Source organism: Dactylosporangium sucinum, from assembly GCF_014647515.1.
Lineage (GTDB): Bacteria > Actinomycetota > Actinomycetes > Mycobacteriales > Micromonosporaceae > Dactylosporangium > Dactylosporangium sucinum.
Genome location: NZ_BMPI01000035.1, coordinates 37,835 through 51,269, shown reverse-complemented (window position 1 = coordinate 51,269; position 13,435 = coordinate 37,835). Strand labels below are relative to the sequence as shown.

General features: G+C 72.8%; 19 protein-coding genes. All 19 read right to left on the bottom strand.

The features are described 5' to 3' along the window. Positions 1–5: 5 nt before the first annotated feature. The 19 genes from IEZ31_RS31425 to IEZ31_RS31335 all read right to left on the bottom strand — a co-directional run bounded on the left by IEZ31_RS31425 (position 6) and on the right by IEZ31_RS31335 (position 13,430). Positions 6–431: a hypothetical protein gene (locus tag IEZ31_RS31425; protein ID WP_190253652.1), complete on the bottom strand. Its 426-nt coding sequence runs from the start codon at positions 429–431 to the stop codon at positions 6–8. A gap of 28 nt (positions 432–459) precedes the next feature. Then, positions 460–1,077 (bottom strand): GIY-YIG nuclease family protein, encoded by a 618-nt coding sequence (locus IEZ31_RS31420; protein ID WP_190253651.1) that lies wholly within the window; start codon positions 1,075–1,077, stop codon positions 460–462. Continuing rightward, a complete protein-coding gene (locus IEZ31_RS31415; protein WP_190253650.1) occupies positions 1,065–1,274 on the bottom strand; it encodes a hypothetical protein in 210 nt (69 codons plus the stop codon). Before IEZ31_RS31415 ends, IEZ31_RS31420 begins: the two co-directional genes overlap by 13 nt. A 22-nt stretch (positions 1,275–1,296) precedes the next feature. Next, on the bottom strand, positions 1,297–1,485 hold the full coding sequence (locus IEZ31_RS31410) for a hypothetical protein (RefSeq protein ID WP_190253649.1): 189 nt from the start codon (positions 1,483–1,485) through the stop codon (positions 1,297–1,299). After that, entirely contained in the window at positions 1,482–1,655 is a 174-nt protein-coding gene (locus IEZ31_RS31405) for a hypothetical protein (protein WP_190253648.1), read from the bottom strand. The genes IEZ31_RS31410 and IEZ31_RS31405 overlap by 4 nt, the downstream gene beginning before the upstream one ends. Continuing rightward, entirely contained in the window at positions 1,652–1,873 is a 222-nt protein-coding gene (locus tag IEZ31_RS31400; RefSeq protein ID WP_190253647.1) for a hypothetical protein, read from the bottom strand. Before IEZ31_RS31400 ends, IEZ31_RS31405 begins: the two co-directional genes overlap by 4 nt. Before the next feature lie 84 nt (positions 1,874–1,957). Beyond that, the gene (locus tag IEZ31_RS31395) at positions 1,958–2,158 is read right to left on the bottom strand and encodes a hypothetical protein (RefSeq protein ID WP_190253646.1); all 201 of its coding nucleotides are present in this window, start codon (positions 2,156–2,158) and stop codon (positions 1,958–1,960) included. After that, complete coding sequence (locus IEZ31_RS31390; protein ID WP_190253645.1) at positions 2,155–2,373, bottom strand: hypothetical protein; 219 nt, start codon at positions 2,371–2,373, stop codon at positions 2,155–2,157. Before IEZ31_RS31390 ends, IEZ31_RS31395 begins: the two co-directional genes overlap by 4 nt. Next, positions 2,370–2,609 carry a hypothetical protein gene (locus IEZ31_RS31385; RefSeq protein ID WP_190253644.1) on the bottom strand — a complete coding sequence of 80 codons (240 nt, stop codon included), beginning with the start codon at positions 2,607–2,609 and terminating at the stop codon, positions 2,370–2,372. The genes IEZ31_RS31390 and IEZ31_RS31385 overlap by 4 nt, the downstream gene beginning before the upstream one ends. A gap of 28 nt (positions 2,610–2,637) precedes the next feature. Further along, the gene (locus IEZ31_RS31380) at positions 2,638–4,848 is read right to left on the bottom strand and encodes a DNA translocase FtsK (RefSeq protein ID WP_190253643.1); all 2,211 of its coding nucleotides are present in this window, start codon (positions 4,846–4,848) and stop codon (positions 2,638–2,640) included. A gap of 9 nt (positions 4,849–4,857) precedes the next feature. Further along, positions 4,858–5,067: a hypothetical protein gene (locus tag IEZ31_RS31375; protein ID WP_190253642.1), complete on the bottom strand. Its 210-nt coding sequence runs from the start codon at positions 5,065–5,067 to the stop codon at positions 4,858–4,860. A gap of 137 nt (positions 5,068–5,204) precedes the next feature. Next, entirely contained in the window at positions 5,205–5,414 is a 210-nt protein-coding gene (locus tag IEZ31_RS31370) for a hypothetical protein (RefSeq protein WP_190253641.1), read from the bottom strand. Continuing rightward, positions 5,411–5,890: an MntP/YtaF family protein gene (locus IEZ31_RS31365; protein WP_190253640.1), complete on the bottom strand. Its 480-nt coding sequence runs from the start codon at positions 5,888–5,890 to the stop codon at positions 5,411–5,413. Before IEZ31_RS31365 ends, IEZ31_RS31370 begins: the two co-directional genes overlap by 4 nt. Before the next feature lie 21 nt (positions 5,891–5,911). Then, a complete protein-coding gene (locus IEZ31_RS31360; protein WP_190253639.1) occupies positions 5,912–7,258 on the bottom strand; it encodes a hypothetical protein in 1,347 nt (448 codons plus the stop codon). Then, positions 7,255–8,355, bottom strand: a complete 1,101-nt coding sequence (locus tag IEZ31_RS31355; protein ID WP_190253638.1) for a M23 family metallopeptidase — start codon at positions 8,353–8,355, stop codon at positions 7,255–7,257. Before IEZ31_RS31355 ends, IEZ31_RS31360 begins: the two co-directional genes overlap by 4 nt. Further along, the gene (locus tag IEZ31_RS31350) at positions 8,352–8,900 is read right to left on the bottom strand and encodes a hypothetical protein (protein ID WP_190253637.1); all 549 of its coding nucleotides are present in this window, start codon (positions 8,898–8,900) and stop codon (positions 8,352–8,354) included. Before IEZ31_RS31350 ends, IEZ31_RS31355 begins: the two co-directional genes overlap by 4 nt. Next, positions 8,897–10,576 (bottom strand): MFS transporter, encoded by a 1,680-nt coding sequence (locus IEZ31_RS31345; protein ID WP_190253636.1) that lies wholly within the window; start codon positions 10,574–10,576, stop codon positions 8,897–8,899. The genes IEZ31_RS31350 and IEZ31_RS31345 overlap by 4 nt, the downstream gene beginning before the upstream one ends. Next, a complete protein-coding gene (locus tag IEZ31_RS31340) occupies positions 10,573–13,083 on the bottom strand; it encodes an ATP-binding protein (RefSeq protein WP_190253635.1) in 2,511 nt (836 codons plus the stop codon). The genes IEZ31_RS31345 and IEZ31_RS31340 overlap by 4 nt, the downstream gene beginning before the upstream one ends. Continuing rightward, positions 13,080–13,430, bottom strand: a complete 351-nt coding sequence (locus IEZ31_RS31335; RefSeq protein WP_190253634.1) for a hypothetical protein — start codon at positions 13,428–13,430, stop codon at positions 13,080–13,082. Before IEZ31_RS31335 ends, IEZ31_RS31340 begins: the two co-directional genes overlap by 4 nt. Positions 13,431–13,435: the final 5 nt, after the last annotated feature.

The window sequence follows — 13,435 nt, the reverse complement described above, 5'->3', positions numbered from 1 at the left end:
TCGTGTCAGCGCGTCGGGACGACGTAGATCTCCGACGCTGTGCGGAAGCGTAGCTTCACCCCGGGCAGTTGCCGGCCGTCGACCGGACCCTCAACCTCGGTCGCCCCGTCTGGCAGGTCGGCGGCGAGCACGTCCCGGATCAGGTCCTCGGCCTTCCGCACCTGCTCCGACGTGGCCTGCAGGCGGGGCATGGACGCTTTCGGGTCGAGCCGGGCCACGTTCGCGTCGTGCGCGGCCTGCTCTTCGGCGGTGGGCGGCGGGTCTCCGGTGCCCGAGCCCATCGTGATGCGGAACGCAACCGTGCCGCCGTCGACACGGACCATGATCCCGTACAGGAACGGCGCAGAGATCTCCTGGTACGTCTTGACCTCGACCTGCCCGGTCGCCTGCAGGCGCTCCTTGAGCAGCGCCTCGAACGTCGTCAACTGCATCGTGTCCCCCATCCCCCGGCCGTTGAGGCTATCCGGTGGCCAGCCACAGCAGGGTGCACGCCACGGTGATGACGGCCACGGCCGCGCGCCGGTCCCGCTGGCGGCGGATCCGCCACGTCGGGATGAGCGCCCCGGCGAGTAGGCCGGCGATCGGGTAGGTGCGGCCCGGCGCGTTCACGGCGACCGTGGTGTCGGCCCACCACGTCAGCAGTGTCACCGCGACCCAGACGCCGGCGAACCCGGCCGCCCAGTTCCGGCGGCGCCGCCACCGCGGCGACAAACGCGAGGCCGTGGTGGCCGGGCGGCGGCCGGGGTGCCGGTACGAGCCGACTTTCGGCACGTAGACACGGTGGGGGTTGCCCTCGTTGTGCTGCCAGTTGTGCCGCGGCCGCTCGGCCCGGATCGCCGCTTCCTCGGCGGCAAGCATCTCGTCCTCGGAGTGCCAGACCCGCGGGTCGACCTCCCAGCGGGCGATCTCGCCAGCCCAGCCCTGCTCGTGCAGGTGCTCGATCAGCCTGGCCAGGGGCTCCCGGCCGGTCTGCCCGATGTACAGCAGCGCGCTGTCGGTGTCGTAGAAGCGGTACAGCCGCCACACCTTCGCGGTGGGCGGCTGCACGCGCGGGTTGGAGCGGGTCACCCTGCGCATTCCGGGAACTCGACACGCAGCACGTCCCGATACTCGACCGACGCCTTGACCGGGTGGCCGGCGGCGTCGATGCCATTGATGTCGGCGCCGCCACGCCTGCCGGATTGCCAAACGTCGACGAACCGGGTCAACTCGTCCATGCCGTCGTCGGTGCCACAGTCGATCGTGATCTGCGTGCCGTTGCGCAGGGTGATCACGGCCCGTCCGCCACTCACGACGTCACCTCGAACGGGCCGCGCTGCGACAGTTCCCGCCACTGCCGGTAGCGTCGTACGGGGTGCCGTCCTCGCCGGTGTGGCCGATGTGCCCCCACCACACGCCGTCGCGGGGCGTCCAGGTCACGCCGAGCGAGTCGGTGCGGGGCAGGCCGTCGACCGGCTCGACCGGCGTCCACGCATCGGCACTCACCGGACCACCTCGCAGTCGTCGGCCGCCCACGTGCGAAGGTTCGGTCCGTCGTCGACGATTAGCCAGACCTGGTCGGTGAGGTAGCTGCCCCGGTAGACGCCCTCGGGGCCGTCGCAGTGACGGACGCGGGTCACGCCCGGCTGCAGCCCGTCGACGTCAGCGCTGGTCACGAGGTCACCAGCCGGACCGCGGCGAGCCGCACGTGGTTGATGGTGACCGGCCGCTGGACGCCGTCGACGTAGGCGGTGTCGAACTGCGACTTGCCCTCCCGGTGCGCCGTCTCGGCGAACCGGCGCAGGTCAGCGGCGCCTTCGCCGGTGGTGGCGGTGAGCGTGCTGGACGTCCCGTCCAGGTACTCGATCACCGCGGTTGCTCTGTCGGGCATCATGAGCATGCCCTCCTTCCTGATGGTGGTTGGGTGGCTCCGGGCCCGCCGCGTGCTTGCCGGCTGAGGGCGGGCCCGGAGGCGGTGCTACATGCTTTTCAGGTGGTCGATAGCCTCGTCGGCCGTCGCGAACGTCCTGGTCTTGTCGTCACCGTCGAAGATCGTCCGGTCGCCGGGGCCGTCGTTCACGGCGATCCAGCCCAAGAGGGACTTCCACACCCGCCAGTTCCCGGCGGCGTTGATGACCCGCGCCGACCCGTCGTTGTTCCGGTACACCTGGGCGCTCACACCGTCACCCCCAGCGCCGCCTCGACCGCCGCTTCCGGCGTCCTGTAGCCGACGGCGAACCCGGTACCGATGCGGACGAGGTCGAGGCTCGACCCGCGGTAGACCGACCAGCCGAAAGCGGACGTGTGCAGCACGTGGAGCATTCCGGCCGGGCCGGCCACCGCGAAGCCCTCGCCGCGCGGCGAGACCCGCTTGTCGTCGAGGACGGTGCTCACGTCGTCACCTGCGGCGGGCCGATCACCGCGGCGATCGCCTCGTCACGGCTGCGGAACGTCGCCGCGAACGCGCTGTTGGCGGTCGACTTCACCGGCCCCTGGACCGGATTGTCGACCCGCCACACCCCGTCGACCTCACGGACGAGCCACTCGCCCTCGCCCGGCAGGCCCTCCGCGATCGTTGCCCCGTCGTCGCCGTGCAGCACGACGCGCGGGTCGTTCCTGTAGCTGCTCATCGCATTCCTCTCATCTCTGCCCGCGGCCCTACGCCGCGAGCACGTCTTCGTTCGGCATCACCGCAATGACCGCGGCCGCAGCGCGTGCCCGGCCCGCGTCGGTGATCCGGTAGTCGGTCCACGCGGTCCCGCTCTTCGCGCGCGTGATCAACCCGTCGTCGGCCAGCCGCTGCGTCGTCCTCGACAGCTGCGACTGCGACGGCACGCCGCCTCGTGCTGCCCACGCCGGGTGCGCAGCGATCCGCGCCGACGAACACCCCGGCTCCGACGCGACGACCGCGAGCACCACATCGGCCGCGGCCGGAACCGGCCGGGCCGGGGCCGCCACCGGCGGGGCCGACGGCAGCACGACCAGGTCGCCGGAGCCGCCCTGCGCCCGCCAGTGCGCGACCAGCCGCTCCACCTCCTCGTCGGACACGAACGCGCACTGGATCCGCACCGGCACCGAGGTGTCCTGCGGCAGGAACAAGCCGTCGCCGCGCCCTATCAGCTTCTCGGCGCCCGGCTGGTCGAGGATGACCCGCGAGTCGGCCAGGCTCGACGTCGCGAACGCCAGCCGCGACGGCACGTTCGCCTTGATCAGGCCCGTAACCACGTCCACCGACGGCCGCTGCGTGGCCAGCACCAGGTGGATGCCGGCGGCCCGGGCGAGCTGGCCCAACCGGACGGTGATCTGCTCAACGTCGCTGTCCTCGTCCGGTTCGAACCCGGCCCGTTTCGTCGCCGTCGCGACCGCCTTCGCGACCATCATCAGGTCGGCGAGCTCGTCGACGACCGCCAGCAGGTACGGCAGCGGCGTGCCGCCCTCGGCGGTGATCTTCGCGTTGTAGCCGTCGATGTTCTTCGCCCTCGCCGCGACGAGCAGGTCGTAGCGGCGGTCCATCTCCCGGACCAGCCACGCCAGCGCCGGGCCTGCCTTCGCCGGGTCGGTGACGACCGGCATCACCAGGTGCGGGATGCCGTCGTACTGGGTGAGCTCGACTCGCTTCGGGTCGACGAGCAGCAGCCGCACCTGCTCGGGGGTGGCCCGGGACAGGATCGAGCACAGCCACGTGTTGAGGCAGACGGACTTGCCGGCGCCGGTCGCGCCGGCGACGAGGATGTGCGGCATGCGGGCCAGGTTGACGGCCCGGTACTGGCTGTCGACGTCCTTGCCGAGGGCGACGAGCAGCGGGTGGCGGTCGCCGCGCATCGCTGGGGACTGGAGGACCTCGGCGAGGGTGACGGTGTCGACGTGCTTGTTCGGGACCTCGACCCCGACGACGGATTTGCCGGGGACGGGCACGTAGAGCCGCACCTCGGGCCGGCCGAACGCGAGGGCGAAGTCTTTGCCGAGCTTCAGGACCTGGTCGACACGGACGCCGGGGCCGGGGACGACCTCGTAGCGGGTAACGGACGGGCCGCGGGTGGCTCCGGCGACGCGGGCGTCAACGCCGAACTCGTCGAGGACGCGCTGGACGTCGCCGATCCGGTCGGCGGCCGGCTGGCTGGAGCTCGCGGGCGCGGGTGGGGGTGGTGCGGGGATCTCGGGGAGTCGCTCGTCGACCGGCTCAGCATGCTCAGGCTCAGCACCCTCAGGCACGGGTTCCTCCTGCGCGTCCCGGTCCTCGGCGTCGGCCGCCGGCACGACGGGTCCGGTGCGCTGTTCGACCAGATCGTGGAGTCGGCGGCGTTCGGCCCACAGGTGTGCCCAGTGGCCGCGGCAGGCCAGCCACGTCAGCAGACCGGCGGCGAGCAGCTCGAGCTCCAGGGCGACCGCGGCAGCCGGGCTGCCGGCGCCGACGCCGAGGGCGGCGAGGACCAGGAGCCATCCGCCGTAGGCGACGGCGGCGGCGCCGACCTGCCGGGCGCTGTGCCGGGCGCGGCGACCGACGGCCCGCCCGGAGAAGTCCTCGACGTCACCGGCTCGTCTGGCCCGGGACCACTGGATGCGGTAGGTGATCAGGTATGCGGCGGGCGCGCCGGCGACGATGACCAGCCAGCCGACGGCGGCCGCGGCGAGCCGCCGGTCCGCGGCGAGGAGCAGCCCGGCGGCGACGAGCGCCGCGGCGGCGACCGCGGACGGGCGGTGCTTGCGGGTCTCGGCCGACCAGTAGCGCAGCCGGCGGACAAGCGCGGCCCGGGCGGTGGCCGCCCGAGCTTCGGCGGCCGACCGCAGGTCCCGCTTCCATCCGTCGACAGTGTCGCGGGCCAACGCTCGGGCCTGGTCGCGCAGCGGCGCGGAGTCGGGCAGGGGCATGGTGGCTCCTCAGCTGGCCGCGGCGTGAGCGGCGAGGACGATGGCGGTGACGGCGAGCACGGCCAGGACGGTGCCGGCGGCCCGGGCGCGGGTGCGGATGAGCTGGATGGCGAGTTCACCGAGCTCGGGGACCGTCGGCAGGACCCGATTGGACGGCCAGCCGTCGCGGACGGCGTTGATGACCTCGCCGATGTGCAGTGACAGAAAGTCACCGATCACTACTTGCGTCGGGCGATCATCCTCGTGTATCGCGCGCGCGTCACACACGCGTGCGGTACGCGGACTTCCCGCCGGAATCAGGGCCGATCCGGGGGCATCCGCGGCCGCATGCATGGGTGCATGGTCGTGACGGTCCGTCATCGGGGGGCCTTCGCGTTCATGGAGTCGACGAAGCGGATGAGGTCGTCGAGGCTGCCGCCGTTGGCCAGTTCGGACTGCAGCCACGACAGGATCAAGGCCTGCCGGCGGCGGCTGCCGCCGGGGGCGCTGTCGATGCGGGCGAGGTGGGCAGCGCGCCGCCGCAAGGCGCGTGCGGCACGCTGCTCGACCTCAACCGTGCTGGTCATCGGGTTCCGGCCCCGACCGGTGCGCCGCCGGTCTTCGTCGCCTTGTTCTTCTTCACGACCCGGCGGGCCAGGATTAGCGCGGCGCCGACGAAGATGGCGGCGGTGGCGACGAGCGAGCCGGTGCCGAGGGCCTCGCCCATGTGGGCGGTCATTGACGCGTTCATGTCGGTGCCCCACTGGTGGAACTGGCGGCCCCACGAGCCGTTGACGCCCTGCCCGACGGACGGGAGGAGGATCGCCAGCCAGACGGCGGGGCGGTTCGGTTCGGCGTCGAGGAGGCCGTCGAGGGCCATCCAGATGCCGCCGAGGACGAGGACGACGGGCGCGACCCAGTCGGGGAAGAACCCGACGATGCCGGAGATCCACGACCCGGCGAAGGTGCCGATGAGTGCCCAGCCGCCGATGAGGGCGGCGAGCCAGGAGAGCCAGGCGAGGCCCTTGATGACGAGCATGTTCTTGATGCGTCCGGTGTCCATGATCGGTTCCTTTCGGGAGGGTTACGCCGACGCGGCGGCAAGCTCGGGGTGGTGGCCGTTGATCCGGGGTGCCGGAACACGGTCGGGGTCGTCGTCGGCACCGGTGCCGGAACCGTCCCGGCCGGGGGTGCCGTCGGGGGTGCCGGAACCGTCGTCCGGGTCGGGGTTCTGTCGCAGGCCGAGGGTGTCGAGGAGCCGGAGCGCCCGGGGGCGTCCGACACCCAGCACCCTGATCGCCCGCTTCGTCGGCACGGTGCCGTCGGGGTTCCGCGGCACCCTCGCCGGGTCCCGTAGCACCGCCAGCAGCTCCTCATCACCGGGGGTGCTATCAGGGGTTCCGTCACTGGTCAGCGCGGGTGCAGGGGTTCCGGCACCGGTACCGTTGCGGGACACCTTCGGGGTGTCGATGACCCGTGTGATCAGGGGTGCCGCTGGGGTGCTGGAACCGTTTGCGCGGGGTGCCGAAGCCGGGGTGTCGGCACCGTTGACGAGTGCCGGGCCGCGGGTTCCGGAACCCCACGCAGACACCTGCGCGGGGGGTGCCGGCACCGGTGCTGACGCGTCGGCCGCGGGGGTGCCGGTGGGGTGCTGCCCTGCCTCCGGCACCCCGTCCGCCGGGGTGCCGGAACCGTCCGAACCGGAGTTCCGCTGGGCCACCGCAGCAGCCCACGGCGACGGCATCTTGACCTCGATCAGGTCGCTGATGTTCCGCAGCACCGCCACCTGCTCGACGAGCAGGTCCAGTTGCGCCGGGTCCGACGTGGCACCCGAAACCCGGACTGCCTTCGCCAGCCGCTGCTCGCGCCGCAGTACCCATCCGGTGTCGGTGGCGAGCCGGGCCGCCCGGTTTCGGGCGCGGTCGCGGGTTCGCTCGGCGGCCTTCCGCTCGTCGTCACCGAGGCCGAGCCGCGACAGGAACCGCTCCTTGAACTCGGACATGATCCGCGCCCATGTGCCGGTCTTGGCGCCGCTGTGAACCTTGACCTCGATGCCGAGGGCCAGGTGCAGGGTGATCAGGGCCAGGATCGGACCGAAGAACGCCCGGAGCGCACCGGCGACCAGGCCGTCCAGGGCGATCGCCATAAACGTCGCCGCCGAGCACATCGCCAGGGCGACGAGTTGGGCCGCGCCCGGCTTGCCGTCGCGGCGGACGTTGTGCCGCATGGCGTAGCCGCAGGCGACCAGGGTCAGCTCGCCGACGCCGCAGATGGCGACCAGCTCGGCGGAGATGCCGTAGATGGGCAGGCCGTTGATGCCCATTTCCCCGTGGAAGTAGCGGGCCGCGGTGTCCAGGGACAGACCCGAGCACATGAGAGCAACGAAGTAGAACGGACCGGTGCCGCGGGTCCGCTCGGTGGGCGTGGTCATGCGGTGCCTCCCAGCGGGGCGCCGTGGTTCTTCATCCACGGCACCGGGTTGATGGCGCCCTTGCTTGAGCGGTCGCCGTGCAAATGGACCTCGAAGTGCAGGTGCGGGCCGGAGCTGTGGCCGGACGAGCCGACCAGGCCGAGCTGCTGCCCAGCCGCGACGTGGTCCCCGGCGGACACCAGCGGGCGTTGGATCATGTGGCAGTAGCGGGTGATAACCCCGTCCGCGTGCTGCAGGTCGACGAACCAGCCGCAGCCCGGCGTCGACGGCGACCCGTCCACGTCGCAGCCGCGGGCCCGGGCGGTCGCCCCGTCACACACGGCCTTGATCACCGTGCCTGCCGATGCGGCCCGGATGACGGTCCGCCGGGCCGTGATCAGGTCGACGCCGGCGTGGAGCCGGCCACCGCGCGGCCCGAACGACGACCCGACCGACGCCTTGACTGGGTTGACCCAGCCGCCGGCAGTCACCTCGGCCGGCGCCGCGCATTGGCCGGGCTGCTGCCCGGCGAGGTCGGCACCGCCCGACACGGCCCCGACCAGGGCGGCCGCTTTCGGCTCGTGCTTCGCGTACGCGTTCGGGAACGCCGACCGCTGCACCCGCTGGGCGGCCACGGTCAGCGGCATCTGCTGCCAGCCGGACACCTTCAGGAGCCGCTCGTAGAACTTCCGCGACGCGTACACCGGGTCCATGACCTGCTGCGGTGTGCCCCAGCCCTGCGACGGGCGCTGCTGGAACAGGCCGAGCGAGTCGTGGTCGTTGCGGGCGCCGAGATCACCGAGGTTGTGGAGGTTCGACTCCTGCATGGCGGTCGCGACCGCGATCACCCAGCCGCGCGGCGGCACGGCCATCTGCTGGCCGACCTGGACGATCGTGCGGCCGTTGGCGGCCTGCTCGGCGGTGAAACCGGGCACCTTGACGGTGCCGGCAACGCGGACCTGGGCGGTGCCGGCAGCGCCGCACCCGGGAGCCCCGGCCGCTGGCTGCTGCCCGGCGGCGAGATAGGCCCGGACCTGGCCGTAGCCGATCCCGCCGAGGCACAGCACCCCGGCCGCGGCCAGCGCGACGACCACCCCGATGGCGGCGCGGCTGTTCACGACCGCTCCACGTCGAGCTCGGTCGCCAGCCAACGGTGCGACGCCCCGGACAGGGTGACGCGGATCGTGGCGACGGTCCGGGTCGGGCTGGCCGGGTCGACGACGGGGACGGCCGCGACGACGAGCTGGTCGCCGGCGGTCGCGACGGCGACCCGGCTGCTGTCGGCCCGGCCGACGGGCACCGTCTCCGGGTCGGCATCGGCAAGCTGGGCGAACAGGCCGTCGGAGACGTAGGGGCGCAGCCCGGCCCGCCACTGGTCGGCGGTGCGGCCCGTCGTGTTGAGGAGCTTCACGACGACCTGGATCGAGGCCTCGCGCGGGTCGACTGGGCCGGTGGTGATGACGGCGGGGGCGTCGGAGGTGTCGACGGCACCGTCGTCCTCGTGCCCGTCCACCTCGTCGGCGGTGTCGAGCGACGGGCCGGCCGTGGATGCGGTGGACGGCGACGGCTGCGTGCTGTCGTCTCCGCTCGAGCAGCGGGAGGCGAGAACCAGCGCGGCGGCCGCGGCCACGACGAGCGCGGTGACGAGCAGGCGGCGGTTCACCGGCGACCTCCCGGCAGGGCGCGGGTCTCGGGCCGGGCCGGACGGCGCGGTTCACCGACGGTCGCCTCGGCGCGGACGGGGCCGCGGGCGGCGCCGGCTTGGACAACGGTGCGGGCGGCGAACGCGAACAGGTCCCGCAGCCGCCCGTTCTGCCGGCCGTCGTCGCTGCCTCCGTCGACGGGCGGCACGGTTCGGGCCTTTGCGAGCGCCCGGGCGGGCCGCAGGACCAGCCAGCACGCCACCCCGGCGAGGAGCACGACGATGATCTGCGCCGCGCCGGGCATCGACGAGTCGAACACGAGCCCGACCGCGGTCAGGTACAGGCCGGCGGCGGCACCGAACAACACGATGTTGATCAGGGCGGTGATCGTCGAGTTCGCCAGGCGGCGGATACCGGACGACGCCGGCTGCAGAATCCCCCACGTCGCGAGGATCGGGAACACGACCACGACCACGCGGGCGATCAAAAACCCGAGCAAGATCATGAAGCTGGCGGCCGTGTCGAACCCGGCGAACACGAGCGCCGACAGCAGCGCCACCAGCCCGGCCCCGACACGGTCAGTGCCGCGCAGGCCCTGCAGGTTCTCGTACGCCTCCGGGTCCTCGGTCTTGATCTGCTCGGCGACGGCCAGCCACTGCTGCGCTTTGCGGTCCACGTACTGCTGCCGCAGCTCAGGGTGGGCCTTCATGTCGGCGGCTTCGGACCACGTGAACGTCGTCGCGTCGTACAGCGCCGGGCCGTACTTCGTTGCGACCTCGGAGTCGGCGGAGCCGAGCATCGCCCGCAGCCACGACTTGTACAGGATCGCCTCCGTCGCCTCGTCAGATGCGCGAACCGCGACCGTGCGGTGGTCCTTGCAGGCCTCGGGGTCCATGTCGACGAACGGGCACTGGTCGGCGGGCACGTCGTCGGGCCCGGGGCCGAGCACGGAGTGCATCGCGCCGAGCCCGGTGGTGGCGGCCCGGTCGAAGCCGTGCGCGACGGACAGCGGCCACTTCGCGACCGCGGTGGCCAGAACCATGACGAGCAGCGCCCACCCCGCGATCCGAAGCGCCTCGGACAGGCGCCCGGCCCGGGCCCGCCAGATCAGCCACACCCCGGCCCCGGCGAGCGTCAACGCGCCGAAGATCGAGAACACGTAGTCGTAGGCCTTCTGCGTCGCCGACCGGACCATGTCGTCGGACCAGGCCCACATCGACCCGGGCTCGTAGGCGTGCTCGCGGAGGGTGTTGGCGCCGCCGATGACGGCGGCCGCGACCGCGAACTCGATCGACGCGATCGAGTTCTCGAAGTTCGCCTCGGGGTGGGCGATGCCGCCGGCGCAGGACACGTCGTACAGGTCGAGCTGGTAGCCGCCGACCCCGTACCGGGTGTACCGGCCGACGACGCCGGAGCGCAGGTCGGCGTCGGGCCGCGACGTGAGCCAGCCAGCGATACCGGCGTCGGGCGACACGGGCGTGGGCGCTTTGATGCACTGGGCGCGCTGGGCGCCGGCGGCGGCGAGCCGCTTCGCGCAGTCGGCGAAGTTGCGGGGGTTCTGCCATTCCTGGACGGTGCACAGCGTCGACTGCGGCTGGGGTTCGGCGGCGGCGGGTACTCCGGGGCCGACGATCAGCAGCAGCGCGGCGGCGAGCGCAGCGCAGGCGTGGGCCAGGCGAGTCATGGGACGGGTCATCGGTGGGCTCCCGGGGTGGTGTCGAGGTGGTCGAGGAGCCCGGCGGCCCAGGACACGTCAACGCGGATCTTCTGGATGCGGCCGTCGACGTCGCGCATCGCGAACTCGCGGAACCCGAGCCGCTCCTCGGTGTCCTCGGCGGTCTGGGACAGGGCGGCGAGGGTGTCCTCGTAGCCGGCGCCGGCCGGGATCCGCAGCAGCCGCAGGGCCTCGGAGGCGACGTCGGTGTCGGCGGCGATCCGGCCCACGAACACGGTGGAGACCAGGTTCTGCACGTCGAGGTCGAGGATGTCCTTCGGGTTCTGCGACGCGACGAGCGCGGCGAGGTTCCACTTGCGGGAGTCGCGGGCCAGTCGGACGAGGAAGGAGCGGCCGGACCGCCAGCCCTCCATGACGTGGCCCTCGTCGAGGCCGACGAGCTTGCGGGTGTTGGGGTCGCCGCCGTAGCAGCGGCGCACGGCGAGGCGGTGCGCAAGGTGCAGCATCGGCAACGCCAGCTGCTCCTCGGCGGACCAGTAGTCACGTTCGATCGACATGTCGGGCAGCCGCAGCCCACCCATCGTGATGATCGTCAACGGGGCGTCGGTGCCGAACGCACCCGGCTGGGGCCGGCCGAACAGCAGCCGCGCGAGTGGAAGCTCCTCCGCGTCCAACAGGAGCCGGCCGATCTCCTTCGCGTCGACGTCGCTGTCGTCGGCGAGGACGCGAGCGAAGTCGTCGAGGGCCGACGTCTCCTCCGCCGGCACCTGCCGGGCGGCGTGCCGCAGCGCGGTCGCCGCCTCCTTGCCGCGGGCCACCTGCGGCGGCAGCAGCATCGCGGCGATGTCCTGGACCAGCATGCGACGCTCGGCGCGGGCGTTCGTGACGTCGACCTCGTACAGGTGGTCGCCGTCTGGCCCTGCCAGGTAGTCGCCGCGCTGCGGGGTGGGGATGAGCGCGTACGGGGCGAGGGTGCCCCGCTGGGAGCCGACGAGGTTGAGAACCCGGGCACGGCCAGCCAACGCGGGCATGTCGGCGAGCCGGGAGAGCGGCCCAGACGGGTCAAGGAGCGTGACCTGGACGCCGCGGAGCGCCGCCAGGTACCCGACCGCACCCATCAAGGTCGACTTGCCACCGCCGGGCTCGGAGACGAGCACGGAGAGGCCGGACCGTTCCCGGACCTCCATCGGGAAGTGGGGGTCGAACATGACCGGGCGGCGGCCGGTGCCGGCGGTGTGACCGATCAGGTCACCGCGCCCGTCACCGACCGCGGCCGTGGCCTGCGGGACGGCGGCGGCGAACAGCCGCACCGACATGCGCCGCAGGTAGCCGGTGTTCGCGACCGGCTCGCCGGGGATGAACTCGCGGGCGAGCGCCTCCTGGTCCTTGGGGTGCTGCAGAGCGATCCGGGCCTGCTGGTCGTAGATGCGGGCCAGCTCGGCGGCGCGGTCGAGGGCCTGCCGTTCGGTGGCGCCGGCGACGGCGAGGCGGTGCCAGCCGTGGACACGGGACGCGTCGACCGGCCGGCCGGTGGCGATCTCATCGCCAACGGTCAGGGCCCGTTCGGCGAGTCGCGCAAGCTCCGGCGGGGCGTCGAGGTCGTGGTCGCGGTAGTCCCGCTCCTGCGACCGGATCATCAACAGCCGCTTGTTCAGGTTCCCGGTCGTCGCCGCGGGGCCGAGCACGTCGACCCGCGAGGACAGCTCGACCGGGTAGCCGGCCTGGTCGGCGATGTGGAGCCACGGCTCGTGCTGTTGCGGGATCTCAAGTGGTTCCATCCTGCCGACGGTGAGGACAGCGACGTGCGCTTCCTCGCCGGTGAGCCGGTTGACGAACCGCACGGTGGACCCGTAGCGGCTGCGGTACCGGTCGACGTGCTCGGTCAACGCGAGCACGTCGGACGGGCCGACCGAGGTGGCGCGCCGGTCGGGTGGGGTGAGGCCGAGCCCGACGGACCGGTAGACCAGCCATGCGAGCTCGGTCGGGGTGGCCGGGCGGGCGCCGAGCCCGAACGGGGCCAGGAGTTCGGTGAGTTTGTCGAGCCGCTCCTGGAGCCGGTCCCGCTCCCCCGCGTTGGTGCGGCCAATCCGGGCCTGGATGAGGCCGGTGACGAGGTCGCCGACGGCGCGACGGGCGAACGTGACTCCGACCATGGTCAGCCCCTCGGTGGGGCTGGCCGCGTCGAGGTGGTCGGCGGCGGCGCGCAGGTGGTCGGCGAACCCCCGCGGATCGCCGACAGGCTGCGATGCCCGGAACAGGCCTGCGGCCCACTGCCCGGTCGGGTAGGGGGTGGTAGTGCGGCGCAGGTGGAGCCGGAACCCGGCGAGGCCGGCGTACTGGCCGGCGACGGCGGTCATGAACTGCTCGCGGTCGGCGTCCGGGCGGAACGCCCACACCCGCTCGGGCAGCGTGTACCAGGCGGTGACGGTGGCCGCGGTGAAGGTCAGGTTGGCGTGGATGTGGGTGAGCTGCAGGTCGACGGCCGGGGCCGGGTCGGGTCGCAGCGGCACCTTCGGGAGCCAGTTCATCGGGTGACCTGCACCTTCCGTGCCGTGTACCGGGCCGTAGGCCCGGTTTGGGTGGGCTGGGTGCGCCGCCAGTCGCGGACGGCGGTGGCGATCACCTTCCGGGCGGGCCGGTCGGGGTCGACGTGCCGCCAGATGAGGGCGGTGGCGGGGAGGGTGGCGCCGAGCGCGATGCCGGTGCCGGACCAGCTGCCGCCGGTGAGGAGCCAGGTGGTGGTTTCGAGGGCGACGAATACGAGCGCGCCGAGCCCGTACTGGGCGTACGGCAACTGGATGGGGAACGTGTAGCCGGGCGGGCCGAGGTAGACGAGCCGGGCCCGGTAGATGTCGTCGTCGGTCGACAGGTGCATGGCGG